The organism is Streptococcus sp. HMSC076H09, assembly GCF_001811765.1.
Classification (GTDB): Bacteria; Bacillota; Bacilli; order Lactobacillales; family Streptococcaceae; genus Streptococcus; species Streptococcus agalactiae.
On record NZ_KV806614.1, the window covers coordinates 193,713 to 215,737 of the forward strand.

A 22,025-nucleotide genomic window follows, 5' to 3' on the forward strand; every position below is an offset into this window, starting at 1 on the left:
GTAAGGTAATAGCGTTAACATAAATTTATCATCACACCAATGATACTACTTGCTATCTAAAATCTTAAAATTGATCTGTGAAGCGAACATCACCTTGATAGAAGCCACGAATGTCATTGATACCGTAGCGTAACATTGCAATACGTTCTTGACCTAAACCAAAGGCAAAACCGGAGTATTTCTCAGAATCAATACCAGACATTTCCAAAACACTTGGGTGAACCATACCAGCACCCAATATCTCAATCCAACCTGTCTGTTTGCAGACATTACATCCTTTACCTCCGCACTTGAAGCAAGAGACATCAACTTCAACTGAAGGTTCTGTGAATGGGAAATATGAAGGACGAAGTCGGATTTTACGCTCTGCTCCAAACATTTTTTGAGAAATCAGTTGAAGTGTTCCTTTGAGATCGCCCATTGAAATATTTTCTCCAACAACTAAGCCTTCAATTTGATGGAATTGATGGCTATGAGTAGCATCATCAGTATCACGACGGAAAACACGTCCAGGAGAAATCATTTTTAAAGGCCCTTTAGAAAAATCATGTTGGTCCATTGTTCGTGCTTGAACAGGCGAAGTATGAGTACGTAGCAAGATTTCTTCTGTAATATAAAAAGTATCTTGCATATCACGGGCTGGATGATCTTTGGGTAAATTCATTCGTTCAAAATTATAGTAGTCTTTCTCAACTTCAAAACCACCAACCACTTGGAATCCCATACCTAAAAAGATATCTTCAATCTCTTCACTAGTTTGTGTTAAGACATGACGGTGACCTAATGTCATTTGACGACCAGGCAAGGTAACGTCAACACTCTCAGACTCTAACTGTGCTTGAATCTTCGCAGCTTCCACTACTTTAGCTTGTTCCTCAAACGCTTTTGTTAAAATATCACGTACTTCATTGACTTGTTTTCCAACAACTGGTCGTAAATCATTAGATAAATCTTTCAGACCTTTTAGTAATTCTGTTAGAGAACCTTTTTTTCCTAAAACTTGTACACGTAAGTCTTGTAATTCTTTAGTGTGGTTCCCAGTCATTTCTTTAAGCTTTTCTTGAGTTGATATTTTCAACTCTTCTAATTGTTTTTGTAAATCCATCTTTCCTCCAAGTCAAAATAAGTAGCTTTGAAAACAAAAAAAGCGTGCCACTACTCCTTAATCGGAGCGTTGACACGCGGTACCATCCGTTTTCTATCTGATCGACCAATCAGACCTTAATTATAGTCCTATTTGTGAGTGAATTCCACCCTCTTTCACTGATTCAGCTTGCAGTCACGGCTGAACTCCCTAAGCAGCTTCCCTTGGTTTACTAGTCTCACAGACCTCTATTCAATTAAAGACTATTTTATCAAATTTTTCAGTCTTTAACAAGCACTATTAGATAAAGATTACTTTGTCTGCTTCACTTTTCCTGTTGCATAATCAAATAATAATCCCGATTGTACATTAGGAATAAAAACGTTAAATTCTAAACTTCCATCTGAAGATTTAGCCTCAATATGTGATCCCGAAGATAAAAGATTATCTCTATCATAAATTAAAGTCACACGATACCTAATAGTTTTATGACGATCCAATGCTTTACGAACTAAAGTTTCATAATAATTTTGCCCTGTTGATTGGTTGCTATTAGCTTGGTTTGCCCAAGCTGCTTGTGTGGCAATATTTTTAGGATTACTTGTGGAGGCATCAAATCCTCTTAAACTCCCTACTAAAGCATAACCAATTAAATGGCCTCTGTCCACAGCATGGTTATAGCTCCCTTTTAATCCATTTATCTGATGCCATCCAGCTGGTTTCCAATAAGTTCTACCATTCCCTGTTTCTTCTCGATTTCGATATTGACGAGTTGCCTTTGTTAATAAGGCATTTGCTTTAGTCGGAACAATTTGGTTATTAACCTTCTTTATTTCATTAATAGCATATGGTGCACTTGACACTTTAGCATTCAAATCTGTTTTATTTTGATTAATGATAAAAGCACCTGACTGGTTCCAAGCTATATTTGTTCCCAATTGTTTTTTAACATTGCTAGTCAAAACAGATTCAGATAACTCTCTACTAGGGGTTCCTGATACATTTTTAAGGGAAGTATTTTTGCCAGATTCATTACTAATAATTAAATCTGTCACCTGTTTTAAAATGTGATCATTAGGCAAAGATTTGCTTTCACCTAACCCTATTGCTAGTAATGAAAAAAGCAAAGTTACAATCGAAGCTGTTATTTGTTTTTGTTTTTTTGTCATTGTATTATTCTACTGCTAAAATTAACTCTCAAAGGAAACCACTATAAGCATCAAATAACTTATAGTGGCTCTTTCTATTTTCCTAAAAATTTTCCAATAATATTTTGCCATTTATCCAGCGATAAAATAGAGTAAGCATGCTCTCCGTCACCAAAAACACTATAACCCAACATCAATCCAACCGCTAAAAACAGCAAGGCTAATAGTATGACTAATACTATTAGACCGATTTGTTTTAATACATATTTCCAACCACTAGATGCCATATTACGCCTCACTTACACGTTTAATATTAGCACCAAGAGCCGCTAATTTTTCATGGAATTGATAATAACCACGGTCTAAATGGGTTAATTGGCCAACTACTGTTTGCCCTTGCGCAACCATTCCTGCCAAGATTAAAGCTGCACTAGCTCGTAAGTCAGTAGACATGACCGGTGCACCTTGTAAAGCTCTCCCACCATGAATCATTGCAGTATCTCGTAAAATTTCCGTTTGTAATCCCATGCGACGCATTTCTTCCAAATGTTGAAAACGATTTTCAAAAACTGTCTCAATCATAGTTGATTCGCCATTAACTACTGCCATTAGAGCTGTAAATTGAGCTTGCATATCAGTAGGAAATCCTGGATGAGGGAGTGTTTTCACAGTCACTGGCTTCAATTTTTTAGTATCAGCTTTTACACGAATACCATCTTCTTCCTCTGACACTTCAACACCCATCTCCATCAATTTAGAGATTAAAGGACGGTTATGTTCCCAAATAGCATCCTTTACTAGAACATTTCCAGAAGTCATAGCAGCTGCCACCATAAAGGTTCCAGCTTCAATACGATCTTGGACAACATCATGTTCTGTACCATGTAAAGCATCAACACCAATGATCGTTAATGTTTCCGTACCAGCACCCTTGACTTTAGCTCCCATTTTATTTAGTAACTGCGCAAGGTCTACAATTTCTGGTTCACGTGCAGCATTCTCTATCGTTGTTGTGCCTGAAGCAAGTGTAGCAGCCATCATCAAGTTTTGAGTGGCACCGACTGAGGGAAAATCCATGTATATATTAGCCCCCTTAAGCTTTTCAGCTTGGGCAGTAATATCACCACCATTTTGTGTAATCGTAGCTCCCATAGCTTCTAAACCTTTAAGATGAAGGTCAATTGGTCGGCTACCAATTGTACAACCGCCTGGCATTGAAACCTTAGCATGGCCATTTCTAGCTAAAATAGGTCCCAAAACAACAATAGAAGCTCTCATTTGACTAACAAATTTATAAGGTGCAACATCTAAAATATCACCTGAGGCATCCACTAAGATTTCTTTTTTATCGCAATTAAAATCAACTTGAATATCTAAACCACGAACAACATTGTTCATTGTAAATACATCAGACAAGATAGGAACATTGGTCAATAATGTTTTCCCTTGGCTTGGTAAAATTGTGGCTGCTAAAAGAGGTAAAACTGCATTTTTAGCTCCTTCAATAACAACTTGACCTTGAAGCCGTGTTTGCCCACCTTCCACAATAATTTTATCCATTTGAATCTCCATTCTTATAACAATAGTAAGTTGATTATATCATAGTTCAGCTAATATTTCCTTTATTGGAGAGCCCAAAAGATTGATTGACACAACTGAATCACTTCCAATAAAAAATGACTAACCACATAGCCACCAACTATACTTATCAACAAAATAAAAACTTTTAATTTTGAGATGTTTTGAGGGGACATTTTAATCATTTTAGACCAGTCAAATAAATCTACAAAAAGTTGATAAAAAAGGGCAATAAAAATAAAATTACTAACTATAGTTACTATATTTAATATCATATTCATGCCTTCTATTATACACTAAAAAAGCCTAATTAGTCACAAAACTAATTAGACCATTTTTCTACTTTTTACCGACGCTAATACGGTTAATTGCGCGACGAAGAGCAACCTCAGCTCTACGCATCTCATCAATATTCTGAGTTGTTTGAGCTTTTTCTAATGCACGCTCTGCGCGTTCCTTAGCCCGTTCTGCACGGTTAAGGTCTATATCACGTGCTCGTTCTGCTGAATCCGCAACAATTGTCACCTGATCCTCATTAACTTCAATTATACCACCATTAACAGCTACCCAGTCTACACCTTCTTGATGAGAACGATTAATCTTCATCTGATGAACAATAAGGGGAGCAATCAAATTTATGTGACCTGGTAAAATTCCCATTTCACCATCTGGCGTTCTAACAGTAATGAGACTAGCGTGATGGTCATATCTAATACCATCTGGTGTTACTACTTGAACAGTCAATTGTGCCATAGCATCACCTCATTAATAGTTCATTTTTTCTGCTTTTGCGATAACATCCTCAATACCACCAACCATACGGAAGGCATCTTCTGGAATTTGATCATGTTTACCATCTAAGATTTCTTTGAATCCGCGAACAGTTTCTTCAACCGGAACATATGAACCTGGTTGACCAGTAAATGTTTCTGCAACATTGAAGTTTTGAGAAAGGAAGAATTGGATACGACGTGCACGTCCAACTAACGTTTTTTCCTCATCTGATAATTCATCCATACCTAAAATCGCAATGATATCTTGCAACTCACGGTAACGTTGAAGAACACGCTGTACTTCTGTTGCAACTTCATAGTGCTCATCTCCAACAATTTCTGGTGTGAGTGCACGAGAACTTGAAGCTAATGGGTCAACGGCTGGATAAATCCCCATTTGTGTCAATTTACGTTCAAGGTTAGTTGTTGAATCTAAGTGAGCAAAGGCTGTAGCTGGCGCAGGGTCAGTATAGTCATCTGCTGGCACATAAATAGCTTGGATTGAGGTAACAGAACCTTTTTTAGTTGAAGTGATACGCTCTTGTAATTGTCCCATTTCTGTAGCAAGTGTTGGTTGATAACCAACGGCTGAAGGCATACGACCTAAAAGCGCTGACACTTCTGACCCAGCTTGTGTGAAACGGAAGATATTATCAATGAAGAGAAGCACATCTTGTCCTTCTACATCACGGAAGTACTCAGCTATTGTAAGACCAGTAAGTGCCACACGCATACGTGCTCCTGGTGGTTCATTCATTTGACCAAAGACCATAGCCGTTTTTTCAATAACGCCAGATTCTTTCATTTCCCAATAAAGGTCATTCCCTTCACGAGTACGTTCTCCTACACCAGTAAATACTGAAATACCACCATGTTCTTGGGCGATGTTGTGGATTAATTCTTGAATAAGAACGGTTTTACCAACACCTGCACCACCGAAAAGTCCAACTTTACCACCTTTTAAGTAAGGTGCTAATAAGTCAATAACTTTAATACCTGTTTCTAAGATTTCTGATGATGTTGATAATTCATCAAACGATGGTGCTTTTTTATGGATTGGTTGACGTTCTGCATCTTCTGCAAAAGGCTCTTCAAGGTCAATAGCATCTCCAAGAACGTTGAAGACACGACCCAAAGTATCCTTACCAACCGGCACACTAATTGCGCGACCAGTATCTAATACTTCCAAACCACGTGTAAGCCCATCAGTTGATTCCATAGCGATTGTACGAACGAGGCCGTCACCAAGTTCAAGAGCAACTTCAAGTACTACTTTTTGTGACTTATCGCCATTTTTATAGACAATCAATGCATTATTAATCTCAGGAAGTTTGTCGCCACTTGCAAATACAACGTCAACGACAGGTCCAACTACCTGAGCAATTTTGCCTGAGCTCATGTATTTCTCCTTATCATATGATACAAAGGATTTAAAATACCTTTGTTCACTATTTTTTCTATAGACTAATTAATTATTCAAGTGCATTAGCACCTGCAACAATTTCTGTAATTTCCTGTGTGATAGCTGCTTGACGAGCACGGTTATATTGAATAGTTAAATCATTGATAACATTTTTAGCATTATCAGTTGCAGTCTGCATAGCTGTCATACCAGCCGCATGCTCTGCTGTTTTAGCATCAATAATAGCTCCATAAATCAAACTCTCAGTATATTGAGGCAATAATTGCTCCAATATAACTTCACGGTTTGGCTCAAGTTCAAAACCAGTAATCACTCTATCCTCAGAAGCCTCGTCTGCATCCAATTCTTTGATAGGAAGCATTTGTTGCATTCTGACTTGGCTAGTTAAACTGTTAACATGGTGATTGTAGCAAACATATAATTCATCGAACAACTCATTTTTGTACATTTCAACTGCTTGAGCAATAATTTTACCAACTTGATCAAAACTTGGTTGGTCCTCTAAACCACGTAATTCGAAAGAAACATTCATTCCACGTGCTTTGAAAAAATCAGAACCAACGCTACCAATTGAAATAATGGCATAATCATCATTCTCAGTATGATAGTCAGTTATAGTGTCCATCATCGCTTTTAAGATTTTTGAATTGTAACCACCAACTAAACCCTTATCAGAAGTAATAACAATATAACCTGTTTTCTTCACCGGACGTGAAGCTAACATAGGGTTATCTGATCCAGATACTAAGTCTGACTTCAAGAGGTTAGTAGTAATTTGACGAATTTTAGAGGCATACACTTGAAAATCTCTAGCAGCTTGTTCAGATTTAACCAACTTGGCAGATGAGACCATCTGCATCGCACTAGTAATCTTACTTGTTTTTTCTGTAGAGAGAATCTTGTCTTTAATTTCACTAAGAGAGCCTGCCATATTAGAACCCTCCTATTATTTAAATTGTGATTGATCTTTAAATGCTTGAATAGCAGCATCTAATTCTGCTTCTTCTGGTAAATCTTTTGTTGTGCGGATTGTTTCGAAGAGATTATCATAATGAGCATCAAAGTAATCATACAAAGCTTCTTCAAAAGCTAAAATATCATTTACAGGTACATCATCAAGGAATCCATGTGTTAGAGCATATAAAATCACAACTTGTTTCTCAACTGGTAATGGTTTGTGTAATGGTTGTTTTAACACTTCCACTGTGCGACGACCACGATTTAGTTTTGCTTGTGTTGCTGCATCAAGGTCTGAACCAAATTGAGTGAATGCCTCAAGTTCGCGATAAGAAGCAAGATCTAGACGAAGCGTACCTGCAACTCTCTTCATCGCTTTAATTTGCGCTGCACCACCAACACGAGATACTGATGAACCTGCATCAATCGCTGGACGAATACCTGAGTTAAAGAGATTTTCTTGCAAGAAAATTTGGCCGTCAGTAATTGAAATAACGTTTGTAGCAATATATGCTGAGATATCACCTGCTTGTGTTTCAATGAACGGAAGCGCTGTAATCGAACCTCCACCTAAAGCATCTGATACTTTAGCTGAACGTTCCAAAAGACGACTATGAAGGTAGAAAACATCCCCTGGGTAAGCTTCGCGACCTGGAGGACGGCGAAGAAGAAGCGAAAGTTCACGATAAGCTACGGCTTGTTTTGATAAATCATCATAAACAATCAAAACGTGTTTCCCGTTATACATGAATTCCTCAGCCATTGCTACTCCTGCATATGGAGCAATGAAAAGTAATGGAGATGGTTGTGATGCTGAAGCTGTCACAACGATTGTATAATCAAGGGCACCGTATTTACGCAAAGTTTCAACTTGTGTACGTACTGTAGACTCTTTTTGACCGATAGCCACATAGATACAGATCATATCTTGACCTTTTTGATTCAAGATTGCATCAATCGCTACAGACGTCTTACCAGTTTGGCGGTCACCGATAATCAATTCGCGTTGACCACGTCCGATAGGAACCAAAGCATCAATCGCTTTGAGACCTGTTTGAAGAGGCTCAAAAACTGATTTACGTTGCATAACACCAGGTGCTGGTGTTTCAACTGGGCGTGTTGCTGTCGTCTCAATTTCACCTAGTCCATCAACTGGTTGACCAAGCGGATTGACGACACGTCCAATCATAGCTTCCCCTACTGGTACTTCCATAATTTTACCAGTACGTTTTACCACATCACCTTCACGAATTTCTGAGAAATCACCCAAAATAATGATACCCACGTCATTAGACTCAAGGTTTTGAGCCATACCGTACGCACCATTTGAAAATTCAAGAAGTTCTCCACTCATAGCATTATCTAGCCCACGAGCACGAGCAATACCATCACCGATATATGTAACAATACCAGTTTCTGTGACGTCAAAATTTGGCTGGAAGTCTTCAATTTGCTTTTTAATTAAAGCGCTAATTTCTTGTGCATTAATTGCCAAAAGTCACACCACTTTCTATTTTAATTTCATTTTAAATTGATGTAATTGATTACGAACACTTGCATCAATTACTTTATTGTTTGCATTGACAACAAATCCACCAACAATAGATGGGTCAATGTGCTCAACTAACTGTCCATTTGGTAAAGCTAATTTAGTTTTAGCAATATCAAAAAGACGTTCTTTTTGTTCTGGAGACAAAGCAACTGCAGTTGTAATTTGAATTGGATATTGACCATTCACTTTGATAAGTTCCTGATCAACTGATTTCAAAATAGGATATAGAAGTGCTTCACGTTCATTTTGTACAATAACCTCAAGGAAATTAACAAGATAAGTTGAACATGATGTTTGCAATGTCTTCACAAAATGTTGTTTTTCATCATGTGAAACGGCAAGACTTGACAGGACACCCTCAAGCTCGCTTGTTTCAAAAATATCAATTAAAGCTGCTACTTCTTGTTGGATTTTTTCAACAATTTTATGTTCAATGGCAACTTCAACAAGGCTTTTTGAATATTGCTCAATTAGAGCCTGCGTCTTTTTATTCATTAGGCATCTCCTAGCTTTTTAATATAGCTATCAATGAGATTACTCTGAGCTTCTTTATCAAGATTTGATACCATAATTTTTTCAGCTAATAAAACTGTTAAATCTGCTACTTCACCCTTAACATCTGCTAGTGCTTCTGCCTTATTTTGGGCAATATCTTGATGTGCTTTTTCTTTTAATCGATCAGCTTCAGTTTTTGCTTCTGAAATAATTTGATCACCTTTTGCAAGACCTGTCTCTTTAGCGTTATCAATGATTTGATTAGCTTCAGTTTTAGCGTTAGATAGTTCTTCCTCACGCTTAGTTGCAAAAGCTTCAGCTTGTTGACGTGCCTGTTCAGCAGTATCAATATCATTAGCTATCTTTTGTTCACGGGCTTCAAAAATACCTGTGATTTGTTTCCATGCAAAAGTCTTAATTAAGATAAATAAGAGAAGCACAGAGCCAGATACGATAATGATATCACCAATCGTTGTACTATTAATAAGTATTGACATATTTCTCCTCTCTTTTCTTATTCTTCTTCGTCACCATGAACTTTGTGTCCAATATAACTTGAGCTCAAGATAATGAACACATACGCTTGGATGAAACCAATAAACATTGAGAATGCTGTCCAAACGATATTCAATGCAAAAGCTAGTGGACCTGTAAATGGTGATAAAACTGCAAGTTGTAAAAGTAATCCAGTGACAACTTCACCAGAAAAGATATTACCAAAAAGACGCAATGCTAATGAAGCAACATTAGTAACTTCTTCCAATAAATTCATCGGAAGCATTGCTGGAGTTGGTGATAAGAAACCTTTGAGATAACCACCAATTCCTTTTTTGCGAATACCTTCAATATGACAAATAAATGCTACTAATAATGATAATGTAATATCTACACCAAAATTAGCGGTCGGAGATGTCCAAAAATTATGCTCATGTGTTTTCAATGATGTCATCAATCCTAAGTTGTTAGCAACGAAGACAAAACTGAATAAAATAAACATCAATAAACTATAATTTTTAGTATAATGTCCTAAATTTTGTGAGATTGTATTATTAACAAGCTCATAGACATATTCTAAGACATTCTGCTTACCTTTTGGTTTTATTGTCATCTTACGACTAGCCCAGAAGACTAAGATAAAGATAATAGTAATTGTCAAGAGAGACATAGCTAGGATGGTTAAATCAAAATCAATGCCTAAAAAAGATACGGTTGGATTACTTGTAGATTCCAATCCTCATCCCTCCTTTTTTTCTAAATTGTCGTCTATCTTACTAAGAATGTAAACGCAAATAGAACGAAGAAGGTACCTTCAATGAAGGCCACACCTGTAAACATCAATGTTTGCAGTTTGCTAAACATTTCAGGCTGACGAGCCGCTGATTTGGCAATATTTGCAACCAAAATTCCTTCACCGATTGAAACACCCATCACGGCGAAACCAAGTGCTAAAATAGCTAAATTCATAATAGAATTCTCCTTTAAAAAATATTTACTCCGTTATTTTATTCCTATTTCTTGTGCATGTCAATGAATTTCCTCATTTGATTACGTTTTCATGAAATAGTTTGAGATGGTTTACACAATCCTTTTCAAATAACAATTTTTAGTTTTTTTAGCTTTAATTTAATCCCTTATTAAGATATGACAACACTTTATTTTTGATATAGTGTCTCTTTACATTAATAATATTTTACCTTATAGGATAATAAAATCTCTATACTAAAGTGGTTTTACATAAGAAACGTTTAGCATAGAGATTCGATAAGCTTATCAACTAATCACTAAAATAAGGTGATTATTGTAGTTGCTGATACAGTTGTTCGTAAGCAACACATGCTGTATCCCATGAAAAATCTTTTGACATAGCTTGCCATTGTAACTTTTTCCACGCTTCAGGATAATCATTATAAACTTCTAATGCTAGTTTTAGAGTTTGCATTAACCAATAGCCTGAAAAATGATTAAATGAAAAACCTGTACCACTACCATCAAATTGATTGAAGGCTACCACAGTATCTTTTAATCCTCCAACTTCATGTACCAAGGGCAAGCTACCATATCTCATAGCCATCATCTGCGAGAGACCACAAGGTTCAAAAGCACTTGGCATCATGAAGATATCTGAAGCCGCATAAATCTGTTGCGCTAATCTTAAGTCAAAAGTAATATTAGCAGATAGTTTTTCAGGGTAACGACTAGCAAAATAAGAGAACGTTTCTTCAAAATGGTGATAGCCTGTTCCTAAAATAACCATTTGAATATCTTGTTGAAGCATATTGTCCAATTCAGAAGCAATAATATCAAATCCTTTTTGATCGGTAAGTCGTGAAACAATACCAATTAATGGTACATTTTTATCTTGAGGTAAGCCCAAATTTTCCTGTAAAGCCAACTTATTTTTAATTTTGCCCTCTAAGTTGCTTTTTGAAAAATGATATGGCAAAAAAGCATCTGTTTCTGGATTTAACAAATCGCTGTCAATACCATTTACAATTCCAGATAATTTGCCTGCTTCCATACGCATAATTTGGTCTAAACCTTTACCAAATTCTGGAGTTTTTATTTCATTTGCGTAGCTTGGTGATACCGTTGTCACTCTATCTGAGTAAAGAATTGCTGCTTTCATCCAATTAAGACAATTATTCCATCTAAGAGTTCCATCTTCATATCTCTCAGCGCCAACTCCAAATAAATCTCCTAACATTTCTGGACCAAACTGCCCTTGAAATTCAATATTGTGAATAGTAAAAACTGTTCTTATATTATTATAGGCCTGAATCCAGTGGTACTTCTCTTTCAATAAGAAAGGAATCATTGCTGTATGATAATCATGGACGTGTAAGACATCGGGAATAAAATTGATTTTCTCCATCAACTCTAAAGCAGCTAATTGGAAATAAGCAAAACGCTCCCCATCATCCCAATCACCATAGACATGACCTCTATAAAAATAATATTGATTATCAATAAAGTAGAACGTAACATTATCTTGAGAAAGTCTCTTAACTCCTACATATTGATGACGCCAGCCAACATCTGTATAGAAATACATGAGGTTTTCTATTTGGTCTCCAAATTTTTGGTCTACCATATCATAATATGGCATGACAACAACGACATCATGACCTTTTTTACTAAGTGATTTTGGGAGTGCGCCAATCACATCTCCCAAACCACCTGTTTTAGCAAAGGGAGCACCCTCTGCCGCAACAAACATTATTTTCATTGTATAATATCCTCATTAATCTCTGAAAATTTAGGAATCACTAACGGTTTATCTAAACTACCTTTCAATGTAACTCCGGGTGCAACCTTAACGCATTTGTCAATAATAGTATTTTCAATGGTTGCCCCTTCCCCGATTTTTACTTTTGGAAAGATAATACTATTGACTACTCGAGTCCCATTTTCAAGGAGACAATTTCTAGAAACGATAGAATGGTCTAAATAACCTTTAATAATACTTCCAGAAGCTAGTTGCGAATTAGAGACATTTGATTGTTTATCAAAATAAGTAGCTTCCTCATTTTTCACCTTAGTATAAACTTTTTGGTTTGAAAAGAAGAGCGAATAAAATTTATTTGGTGTTAACATGTCCATGTTAGCATCATAATAGGATTTAATAGAAGAAATGTTTGACAAATAACCAGTGTATTCAAAAGCCAAAGCATTACTTTCAACAATTAAATCACGAAGTAAGAAGCGGAGTTTACGTGGTTCATTATTTTGAGCTTCCTCTTCCATTTTTTCGATTAACCAAGGTGTGTTGATAACATAAATCTCAGCAGACATTTTTTGGTTATCGTCATTATCTACAGCTTTACCTAGACTCACTACATGATCAGATTCATCAATGGTCAAGACTTGATTAGCCTCTGCAATAGCTGATCTCGGCATTTTTTTATAAACCACGGTGGCTTGCGTACCATTTGCATTATGCAAGTGGATTACTTGACTTAAGTCAATATTACAAAGCATATCACAACTCATATATATCGTCTGGTCGCTACCCGAACGCCTCAAGTAAGTTAAAATTTGATCGTAATAATCCCCATTGACTGTACGAATATCATCGTCTGTATCATAAAATCCTAAAGAATAGTGACTCAACAATGTACCTAAGCCCCACTCACGACCACTTCTAATATGGTCAAAAACAGAGCGAACATTATTCCCACGAAAAATACCATAAATACTTCTAACGCCTGCATTAGCTAAAGAGGATAATTGAAAATCAATTAAACGATACTTACCATCAAAAGGTAGAGAAGCAAGCGGACGATTATCCGTCAAACTGTGCATATCTGGGTAACTAACAGTATTTCCTAAAATCGCAGTATATTTATCAATCTTCATTTGGAACCCCCACTACTTCTTTATAACCAATAACTTCTACTTCTTTACTTCCATCAATCACAACACCATCACCAATAACAGCATCCTCACCGATAATAGCTCGATTTATCTTTGCACCTTCACCGATAGTCGCGCCACTCATAACAAAGGAGTCTTTAATAATAGCATTTGGTTTTACCTGGACATTAGTTGACAAAATGGAGTGCTCAACATTCCCTGCAACAAAGCATCCATCTACAACTAAAGAATCTTTAACATTTGCATCTTCTGTCATGAAATTAGGTGGTGCAATCAAATTTTTAGAATAGATTTTCCATGAACGATCACGACTATGTAATTTGTTATCTTCTCCAATATATTCCATATTAGCTTCCCAAAGGGATTCAATAGTACCAACATCTTTCCAATACCCATCAAAATTATAGGTATAAACACGTTCACCCGATTCAAGGTATGCTGGTATAACATTTTTACCAAAGTCTGACATGTCTATGCCGTTCTTTTCACCATCAATTAAAACTGTCCGTAATCTCTTCCAGTCAAAAATGTATATTCCCATTGAAGCTTTTGTTGACTTAGGATGTTCAGGTTTTTCTTCAAATTCGACAATACGGTCGTTTGAATCAGTATTCATAATTCCAAAACGGCTTGCTTCTTTTAAAGGAACATCTAAAACAGCGACTGTTAGGCTTGCTAAATTATCTTTATGTGTCTGTAGCATGTCATCATAGTCCATTTTATAGATGTGGTCCCCAGAGAGAATGAGCACATATTCTGGATTAATACGATCAATGTAGTCAATATTTTGATAGATAGCGTGGCTGGTACCTTGGAACCAACGATTACCTTCTGTTGCAGAATATGGTTGTAATACAGTTACTCCCGAATCGATACCATCTAGTCCCCAGCTAGATCCGTTTCCAATATGAGTATTGAGTTCCAGCGGTTGATACTGAGTAATAACCCCAACATTATTAATACCTGAATTCGCACAATTTGAAAGCGCAAAGTCAATAATACGGTAACGACCTCCAAATTGAACATCGGGTTTCGCAATGCTTTGAGTCAATTTTCCGAGTCGAGTGCCTTGTCCTCCGGCGAGAATGAGTGCTAACATTTCATTTTTCATATTATTCTTTCCTTTCAAAATGAGGTTACTAAATTGCAGACTTATTTACGAAGCCGACGTTTTATTCTCCAAACACTTGCCCCAAGGGCTGGTAATGTAAAACTTAAAGTATGATCATAATCTTTCCATGTAGCCACTTGTGTTTTCGTTACAGGATTGTGGTTTTTCCAGACACCTCCAAACTCTTCCATTTCAGTATTTAAAACTTCTTCATAAATACCCGCTTGTGGAACACCAATAGTAAAGTTAGGGCGTTCTACAGGAGTCATATTAAAGACACAAAGTAACAAATCCCCTTTATCATCTTTTCGTATAAAAGATAAAACAGTTTCAGATTTATTATCTGCATCAATAATTTCTATCCCATCAAAGGAATCATCAATACGCCATAGGCACTTATGATCTTTATAAAATTGATTCAATTGTTTAGTATAGCGTTGCATCTTTTGGTTCATATCATCATTTAAGTTTTCCCATTCTAGTTGATCATTATATTTCCATTCTAAAAATTGACCGAACTCACTTCCCATAAAGAGAAGTTTTTTTCCAGGATGACACATTTGATATGCATATAAGTTACGTAAACCAGCAAATTGATTATAACGGTCACCCCACATTTTATGCATCATACTCTTTTTACCATGTACTACTTCATCATGTGAAAAAGCTAGTACAAAGTTCTCATTGAATATATACATAAAACTAAAAGTCACTAAATTAAAATCATATTGCCTATAGAGAGGATCTTCTTCATAAAAACGTAGGATATCATTCATCCAGCCCATATTCCATTTAAAGTCAAAACCCAATCCTCCAGACTCTAAGTCTTTAGTTATTGGGGTAGAAGCTGTTGACTCTTCAGCAATCATCATAACATTAGGATGACGCTCTTTAATTACTTTGTTAAGTTTCCTTAAAAAGTAATACCCTTCCAAATTACGATTATCCCCAAATTGGTTAGCTTCCCATGGTCCTTCATCATAATCGAGATATAACATATTACTAACCGCATCAACACGAATACCATCAATATGATAATGTTCAATCCAGAATAAGGCACTCGAAATCAAAAAGGATTGTACTTGATTTTTTCCTAAATCAAAGTTCAGAGCTCCCCATCGATAGTTATGCGCACGATCATGATTTTGATACTCATAAGTAGCAGTTCCATCGAAATAGGCTAAAGCATCATCATTCTGAATAAAGTGTCCTGGAACCCAATCTACAAGAACTCCTATATTATTTTTATGACATGCTTCTACAAAGTCTTGAAATTCTTCTGGAGTACCATAGGTATGTTCAAAAGCAAAATACCCCATTAATTGATATCCCCAACTCATATCAAGCGGATGTGCCATTAAGGGCATAAATTCAACATGAGTATAATTCATCTCAACAAGGTAGGGGATTAAGTAGTCTTTTAACTGAGAAAAAGTCATAGGATGTCCAAAATCATCTTTTTTCCATGAACCAGCATGAACTTCGTAAATATTAATTGGACGCTTCTGAAACCCCAGACGTTTGCGCCTTCCCATCCAAAGGCCATCTTCCCACTTTTTATTTCTAAGCACTTTAATAACACTTGCAGTTCCAGGACGTCTTTCCATATAAACTGCCATAGGATCGATTTTCTCAACTACTTGACCACCTTTACGAGTAACCAAATATTTATATAAATCACCTTCGCGCGCATCCAAACTATTAGCTTCCCAAACTCCTGCTTGATTTTTGTTCATTTGGAGAGGACGATTTCGCCAATCTGTAAAATCTCCAATAACTTGAACATTTTCAGCATTAGGAGCCCAAACTCTGAAACAAAAGCTTTCATTTTCGCTATGTACGCCTAAATAATTCTGGAGATGAAAATTTTCACCTATTCCAAAAGTATATAACTCATCTTTATTGGACATCTACTCACCTCACAGGTCCTACTAGTCAATATAAGACAAAAATATTTCCTCAATGGTACAAAAAAAGAGGAATGCATTTTCCTCATACAGACGCATCTGAAAATATTTCACCCTCTATATTTCCGAAAAATTAACTAAAATATAAGAAACTCAAATTCAAATCAAATTCCTTAATATACACAAAAATAACCTGAATGTTTTCAGGTTATTTTGTGATATCAAAGATCATTACAGAAAGCTCATCATCTAATGAATCTATCGCTTTTCCTTCTTCATGATTTGATATTATTATATCACCTATGAAAGGATTCTGCAAGCGTTTTCCTTTAATATTGAAAATTATTTTTATTTTCTTATGTTCTTCAACTGTAAAACTTATGAAACCTGAATGGTATTGAGCAGACTCTACAAAAACATGTTTGCGAATCTCTTCAAAGCTAGAGTAAGAAAAGTAAGGAGAGTTTGTCTTCAAAGTAATTATTTTCCTAATAAAATTAATAGTACTCTTATGAAAGGTAACATTATCCCAGTTGACCTGATTAACTTGGTCTGGGGCATTGTAAGAATTCATAGCCCTTTCTTTATCTGCTTGAGTAAGTTGACCTTTATCACCTGTAGGATAACACTTTGTTCGAAGAAACTCCTGACCTAATTGCATGAAAGCCATCCCTTGCATCAATAGATTCATAGCACTAGCTACTTCAACTCGGTAAATATGTTGTTTCTCGTTGTCATTAGGATGTAATTCCCATAGCAAATCATTTAAGTTGTAGTTGTCATGTGCTTCAACATAATTTAAAACTTGACTAGGATCAATGTATGATACTAACTCATCACTTCCTAAAATGCCTTTTGCAACAATATCTTCTGTACTGTTTCCAGAAACTAAGCCTTTTTTAAATTCTCCGTAAATTTCCGCACCTTTGACAGCGTCTCTTACATCATCATTGAAAAAGCCAATTCCAGGCATCTGATAAGCATTATCTTTTTTAGCTTTATTTTGAGGCGTGAGACCAGCTCCCATGTCCCATCCTTCTCCATAAACCAAAATACGAGGGTCGATTTTATTTAGCTCATTTCTTATAATGTTCATCGTTTCTACATCATGTAGTCCCATCAAATCAAATCGAAAACCATCGATATTATATTCTTTCACCCAATACAAAACTGAATCAAGAATATACTTACGACACATTTCTTTTTCACTAGCTGTTTCATTACCACAGCCTGACCCATTTTGAAATGTTCCATTGTGATTCATTCGATAATAATAATCTGGAACCGTTAGTTGAAATGCAGAATCAGTTGATGAAAAAGTATGATTATAGACAACATCCATAATAACACCAATGCCTGCATCATGGTACGCTTGGATAGCAGATTTTAATTCTAAAATACGCGTTGCAGGTTCATGTGGATTACTAGAGAAGCTTGCTTCTGGAACATTGTAGTTTTCAGGATCATATCCCCAATTATAAGCATAGTGACCATCATCATCAAATGTCTGATGATGATCGAAAATTGGTTGAAGTTGGATATAGTTAACTCCTAAGTCTTGCACATAATCAAAGGTCGTTTTATCACCATGCTGATTAACTGTATCTTTTTGATGCAATCCCTTAAATTTTCCTTGATAATCTGTCTTAACTCCTGAAGTCTCAGATATCGAAAAATCACGCACATGCATTTCGTAAATGACTGCTTGATTGGGGTTTTCGAGCCGCCACTTAGCTTCTTTTCCATGACTTATTTTAAACCCTTCCGGAGTTAATGCTTCTGGAGCAATAACAATAGACCTTTTACCATTTGCAGTCGTTGCAATGGAATAAGGGTCTCTCGTAATTTTAAAGGTACGTCGTCTATAGTAGACTCGATAAGTATATGCTTGGTAATTATAGTTTCCTTCAAGTTCAGTAAACCAGACGCCATGGGTGTTTTCTTTATGATTTTTATAATTGACGGCTGTCCCTCTTTTCATAGAAAGAACTTTTGATACACTTGCTGTTTCATCTGTCGAATGATATAAAATCAGTTCTACACGTTCCGCAGTAGGGGCCCACAATCTAAAAGCCGTTTTAGTTTCTGAATATTCAAAACCTAACCAACCATCAAATCCCCATTTTTTATCAAACGCTCTACTATTGATTGCCATATCGTAGGCATGAGGTTGGCGTCTACTATAATGATGGCTACTAACTGCTGCTTGACGAGAATAATACAGATTGTCATCCCCATCTACAATCCAAACTTCTTTACGTGCACCACCTTTAGTACAATCAATGCGATAATCTATTGTTTTATGATGCCAATTTTTATCCTTAACAATCACATAATAATGGCTTAAAAAATATGGCAAGGGATATTTTAGTATCGCAACAGCACCGAAACTGTCAAACCGTGAAAAATGAGCATCTTGACCCTCTGAGCCATCGCGCCACTGCCATAAACTTAAATTAAAGTAATTTTTCTTTCGGCTATGGTAATGTACAATGACAGTATTATCCATTCATCAATCTCCTAATCCTTCTAAATCATCTACCTCATTAGCAAACTTCTGTGCAATAGCTTCTATCGCTAATTCATCTTTATCTAAAACTAAAGCATCATCCGAAATTTCATCAGTATTAGCAAAGAACCTAATATGATTTTTAAGGTTTGCTAGAGTAATGGGAGCATCTCCTCCATATTCTCCATCTAAGTTAATCATCATACGCTCGTCTGATAGGGGTTCGATAGTTAGATAAGACGTTTTAATATACTCTACTCGTTTATCATTAATATGTTTTCCACCTGCTAGCACCAAACGAATGAGATGCATAATCTCAATAAGATTTGCAGTTTTTACTAAAATAAGGGTAAATTTCCCATCATCCAATTTGGCATCAGGTGCAATTTGTTCAAACCCTCCTACAGAATTTGTGATGGCAACAAAAATCATTGAAGCATCACCGATAAATTCACCCTTATCGTGAGTAATTTTGACTGGTACTTTTCGAACTCGAGGTAATAATTCAACACCCTTTGCTAGATAAGCAAGATAGCCAAACGTTGTTTTCAATTGACTTGGTACACTATAAGTTAACTCTGTCAAACTACCTGCAGCTGCAATATTAATAAAATAATTGTCCTCTTGAGCTTGACCAATGTCCATCTTAACGATTTGATTTTTACCAATTAATTTAGTTGCTTCAATAGGATTACCTCGCGGTATTTTTAAGGCACGAGCAAAATCATTAGTTGTTCCAGTTGGAATAATTGCCATCTTAGGACGACGTTTCAAAGGAGCAATACCATTAACAACTTCATTAATAGTACCATCTCCACCTGCTGCAACAATTAAATCAAAACCAGCTTGAGCAGCTCTAGCAGCTTCATCTCTGGCAGAATTTTTAGTTGGCGTTGTTTGAAAGGCTGATGTTTCATACCCAAATCCTTCAAGTATATCAAGAACTTCCGCTACATTTTTTTTCATAATTTCTTGACCAGAAGTTGGGTTATAAATTAAACGCGCTTTTTTTTGTTTCTTCATTTCTTCCTCACTTAAAGGTTGAGTAACCAGTCTTCATCTTGTATTGTAATCCCTAAATCTTGAGCCTTGGTTAGTTTACTTCCTGCATCGCTTCCTGCAACAATTAAATCAGTCTTTTTAGAAACGCTACCTGTCACCTTAGCACCAAGGTTTTGTAATTTCTCTTTTGCTTCATTACGAGTCATCTTTTCAAGTTTTCCGGTTAAAACGACTGTTAAACCTGAAAGTTGTGCATCTGTACTAACTCGTTTTCCTAGATAATTAAAATTAACGTTATAGGAAGTTAATTCCTCTAGTAGTTTATCTACCTCTTCTTTTTCAAAGAACGTATGAAGTGATTTGGCAATAACACCTCCTAGTCCATCAATTGAGGCAATACTTTCTTGACTTGCTTGACTTAGTTGCCTCAAATTACCAAATTCCTCCAATAAAAGGCGGCTCGCCTTGCTTCCCACATGACGAATACCTAGGCCAAAAAGAAGTTTTTCAGCAGAATTTTCTTTTGAAGATTGGATTGCATGATAAATCTTAGTTGCAGATTTCTCTTTAATACCATCTAAAGTTAATAAATCCTCTATACTTAAACGATAAATATCTGCAACATCTGCTATTAAATGAGCATCAAATAATTTTTCGACTAAGGATGGACCAAAACCTGTAATATTCATAGCATCCCGGCTAGCAAAATGAGCTAAACGTTCTTTGATTTGGTTGGGGCACAGCGGATTAATACAACGTAAAGCCACCTCATCTTCAAAATGAACTAATTCACTACCACAAGAAGGACATAGTTTAGGAATAAGCATGACTTCTTGCTGGTTTCGCTTACTCATAACGACATTTAAGACTGCAGGGATGATATCCCCTGCTTTGTATACAACAACAGTATCTCCAATACGGATATCTTTTTCGGCAATATAATCTACATTATGCAGAGTGGCCCTACTAACGGTTGTCCCTGCTAGTTGAACTGGAGTTAGGTTAGCTGTTGGTGTTACAACTCCTGTTCGCCCAACTGTCCAATCAACAGATAATATTTCTGCTTCCTTTTCTTCAGCAGGGAATTTATATGCAATCGCCCAACGAGGTGCCTTTACAGTGAAGCCCAACTCTTCTTGCATTGCTAAGCTATTAACCTTAATAACAATACCATCGATATCATAAGGGAGGGAAATTCTATCTTTTTCTATAGTTTGGATAAAATCCCAAATTTTCTCCATAGAAGAGCTAATTAAACGATGATGATTGACTGAAAAGCCATAGCTTTCTAGCTCTTTTAAAACATCATCTTGTGTTTCTTTTTGCGTAGGGCTAGCTTCTTGATAAAGAAAAGTTGCTAATTTACGTTTCGCAACAATCCCTGTGTTTAATTGGCGCAAGGTTCCTGCTGCTGCATTCCTAGGATTAGCAAATTCCTGCTCACCATTTGCACGTTTTTCTATGTTAATAGCTTCAAAAGATTCTTTGGGAAGGTAGCACTCTCCGCGAACAGTAATATCTAAACTTTGGTCTAAATGTAGAGGAATATCATGAACACGCTTTAAATTTTCAGTAATATTTTCTCCAATATTGCCATCACCACGTGTTGCCCCAACCTGTAAAATACCATTTACATAAGTCAACGAGACAGATAGACCATCAATTTTCAGCTCTGCCATATAAGAAGCAGTTGGAAACTCTGCTTTAACACGTTTATCAAAGGCTATCAATTCTTCTTTTGAGAAAGCATCCTGCAATGAATACAAAGGATATTCATGTTGGTATTTTTCAAAGCCTTCTAAAACTAAACCACCCACTCGATGTGTGGGACTATTTGGCAAAATGTTTTCTGGATGTTGCTCTTCTAATTCTACTAATTCTCGATATAACTGGTCATATTGACTGTCAGAAACTGTGGGATTATCTTGTGTATAATACTCTTTTGCGTACTGATTCAACAAAGATACTAATTCATTCATACGATTTTCCATATTTCTATTTTATCACAAAGACTAAGGATATTAGTAAAAATTGGAGCATTTCTCATAAAAGTTGCAGCATTTTCTAGCTATGCTAACTATAAACCCAAACAAAAAAGCCGAGATCAATGTC

General features: G+C 36.2%; 20 protein-coding genes. All 20 read right to left on the reverse strand.

The window, feature by feature from the left end; translation table 11 throughout:
- Positions 1 to 64: 64 nt before the first annotated feature.
- Positions 65 to 1,105 carry a phenylalanine--tRNA ligase subunit alpha gene (gene pheS / locus HMPREF2818_RS07975; protein WP_000365658.1) on the reverse strand — a complete coding sequence of 347 codons (1,041 nt, stop codon included), beginning with the start codon at positions 1,103 to 1,105 and terminating at the stop codon, positions 65 to 67.
- Positions 1,106 to 1,395: 290 nt separating this feature from the next.
- The gene (locus HMPREF2818_RS07980) at positions 1,396 to 2,253 is read right to left on the reverse strand and encodes a DNA/RNA non-specific endonuclease (RefSeq protein ID WP_000163019.1); all 858 of its coding nucleotides are present in this window, start codon (positions 2,251 to 2,253) and stop codon (positions 1,396 to 1,398) included.
- A gap of 74 nt (positions 2,254 to 2,327) precedes the next feature.
- The gene (locus HMPREF2818_RS07985) at positions 2,328 to 2,519 is read right to left on the reverse strand and encodes a DNA-directed RNA polymerase subunit beta (RefSeq protein WP_000168511.1); all 192 of its coding nucleotides are present in this window, start codon (positions 2,517 to 2,519) and stop codon (positions 2,328 to 2,330) included.
- A gap of 1 nt (position 2,520) precedes the next feature.
- Positions 2,521 to 3,792 carry a UDP-N-acetylglucosamine 1-carboxyvinyltransferase gene (murA, locus tag HMPREF2818_RS07990; protein ID WP_000357884.1) on the reverse strand — a complete coding sequence of 424 codons (1,272 nt, stop codon included), beginning with the start codon at positions 3,790 to 3,792 and terminating at the stop codon, positions 2,521 to 2,523.
- 62 nt (positions 3,793 to 3,854) lie between these two features.
- Positions 3,855 to 4,085 (reverse strand): DUF1146 family protein, encoded by a 231-nt coding sequence (locus HMPREF2818_RS07995; protein WP_000602601.1) that lies wholly within the window; start codon positions 4,083 to 4,085, stop codon positions 3,855 to 3,857.
- Positions 4,086 to 4,149: 64 nt separating this feature from the next.
- Positions 4,150 to 4,563 (reverse strand): F0F1 ATP synthase subunit epsilon, encoded by a 414-nt coding sequence (locus tag HMPREF2818_RS08000; protein ID WP_000068053.1) that lies wholly within the window; start codon positions 4,561 to 4,563, stop codon positions 4,150 to 4,152.
- A 12-nt stretch (positions 4,564 to 4,575) separates the two neighbouring features.
- Positions 4,576 to 5,982, reverse strand: a complete 1,407-nt coding sequence (atpD, locus tag HMPREF2818_RS08005) for a F0F1 ATP synthase subunit beta (RefSeq protein ID WP_000094375.1) — start codon at positions 5,980 to 5,982, stop codon at positions 4,576 to 4,578.
- 73 nt (positions 5,983 to 6,055) lie between these two features.
- A complete protein-coding gene (locus HMPREF2818_RS08010; RefSeq protein WP_000919082.1) occupies positions 6,056 to 6,937 on the reverse strand; it encodes a F0F1 ATP synthase subunit gamma in 882 nt (293 codons plus the stop codon).
- A 15-nt stretch (positions 6,938 to 6,952) separates the two neighbouring features.
- Entirely contained in the window at positions 6,953 to 8,458 is a 1,506-nt protein-coding gene (gene atpA, locus HMPREF2818_RS08015; RefSeq protein WP_000996613.1) for a F0F1 ATP synthase subunit alpha, read from the reverse strand.
- A gap of 15 nt (positions 8,459 to 8,473) precedes the next feature.
- Positions 8,474 to 9,010 carry a F0F1 ATP synthase subunit delta gene (locus tag HMPREF2818_RS08020; RefSeq protein WP_001036760.1) on the reverse strand — a complete coding sequence of 179 codons (537 nt, stop codon included), beginning with the start codon at positions 9,008 to 9,010 and terminating at the stop codon, positions 8,474 to 8,476.
- A complete protein-coding gene (atpF, locus tag HMPREF2818_RS08025) occupies positions 9,010 to 9,507 on the reverse strand; it encodes a F0F1 ATP synthase subunit B (protein WP_000025478.1) in 498 nt (165 codons plus the stop codon). Before atpF ends, HMPREF2818_RS08020 begins: the two co-directional genes overlap by 1 nt.
- Positions 9,508 to 9,524: 17 nt before the next feature.
- The gene (gene atpB / locus HMPREF2818_RS08030; protein WP_000446423.1) at positions 9,525 to 10,241 is read right to left on the reverse strand and encodes a F0F1 ATP synthase subunit A; all 717 of its coding nucleotides are present in this window, start codon (positions 10,239 to 10,241) and stop codon (positions 9,525 to 9,527) included.
- A gap of 32 nt (positions 10,242 to 10,273) precedes the next feature.
- Entirely contained in the window at positions 10,274 to 10,474 is a 201-nt protein-coding gene (locus HMPREF2818_RS08035) for a F0F1 ATP synthase subunit C (protein WP_001046538.1), read from the reverse strand.
- A 331-nt stretch (positions 10,475 to 10,805) separates the two neighbouring features.
- Positions 10,806 to 12,236, reverse strand: coding sequence for a glycogen synthase GlgA (gene glgA, locus HMPREF2818_RS08040; protein WP_000699871.1), 1,431 nt, complete (start codon positions 12,234 to 12,236; stop codon positions 10,806 to 10,808).
- On the reverse strand, positions 12,233 to 13,366 hold the full coding sequence (gene glgD, locus HMPREF2818_RS08045) for a glucose-1-phosphate adenylyltransferase subunit GlgD (RefSeq protein ID WP_000687079.1): 1,134 nt from the start codon (positions 13,364 to 13,366) through the stop codon (positions 12,233 to 12,235). The genes glgA and glgD overlap by 4 nt, the downstream gene beginning before the upstream one ends.
- Positions 13,356 to 14,495 (reverse strand): glucose-1-phosphate adenylyltransferase, encoded by a 1,140-nt coding sequence (locus tag HMPREF2818_RS08050; RefSeq protein ID WP_000787295.1) that lies wholly within the window; start codon positions 14,493 to 14,495, stop codon positions 13,356 to 13,358. The genes glgD and HMPREF2818_RS08050 overlap by 11 nt, the downstream gene beginning before the upstream one ends.
- A 41-nt stretch (positions 14,496 to 14,536) precedes the next feature.
- Positions 14,537 to 16,405, reverse strand: coding sequence for a 1,4-alpha-glucan branching protein GlgB (glgB, locus tag HMPREF2818_RS08055; RefSeq protein ID WP_000066071.1), 1,869 nt, complete (start codon positions 16,403 to 16,405; stop codon positions 14,537 to 14,539).
- A gap of 205 nt (positions 16,406 to 16,610) precedes the next feature.
- Positions 16,611 to 18,911, reverse strand: a complete 2,301-nt coding sequence (gene pulA / locus HMPREF2818_RS08060; RefSeq protein ID WP_000370740.1) for a type I pullulanase — start codon at positions 18,909 to 18,911, stop codon at positions 16,611 to 16,613.
- Positions 18,912 to 18,914: 3 nt separating this feature from the next.
- Positions 18,915 to 19,934: a diacylglycerol kinase family lipid kinase gene (locus HMPREF2818_RS08065; protein ID WP_000744288.1), complete on the reverse strand. Its 1,020-nt coding sequence runs from the start codon at positions 19,932 to 19,934 to the stop codon at positions 18,915 to 18,917.
- Positions 19,935 to 19,945: 11 nt separating this feature from the next.
- Positions 19,946 to 21,904, reverse strand: coding sequence for an NAD-dependent DNA ligase LigA (gene ligA / locus HMPREF2818_RS08070; protein ID WP_001873803.1), 1,959 nt, complete (start codon positions 21,902 to 21,904; stop codon positions 19,946 to 19,948).
- Positions 21,905 to 22,025 lie beyond the last annotated feature (121 nt).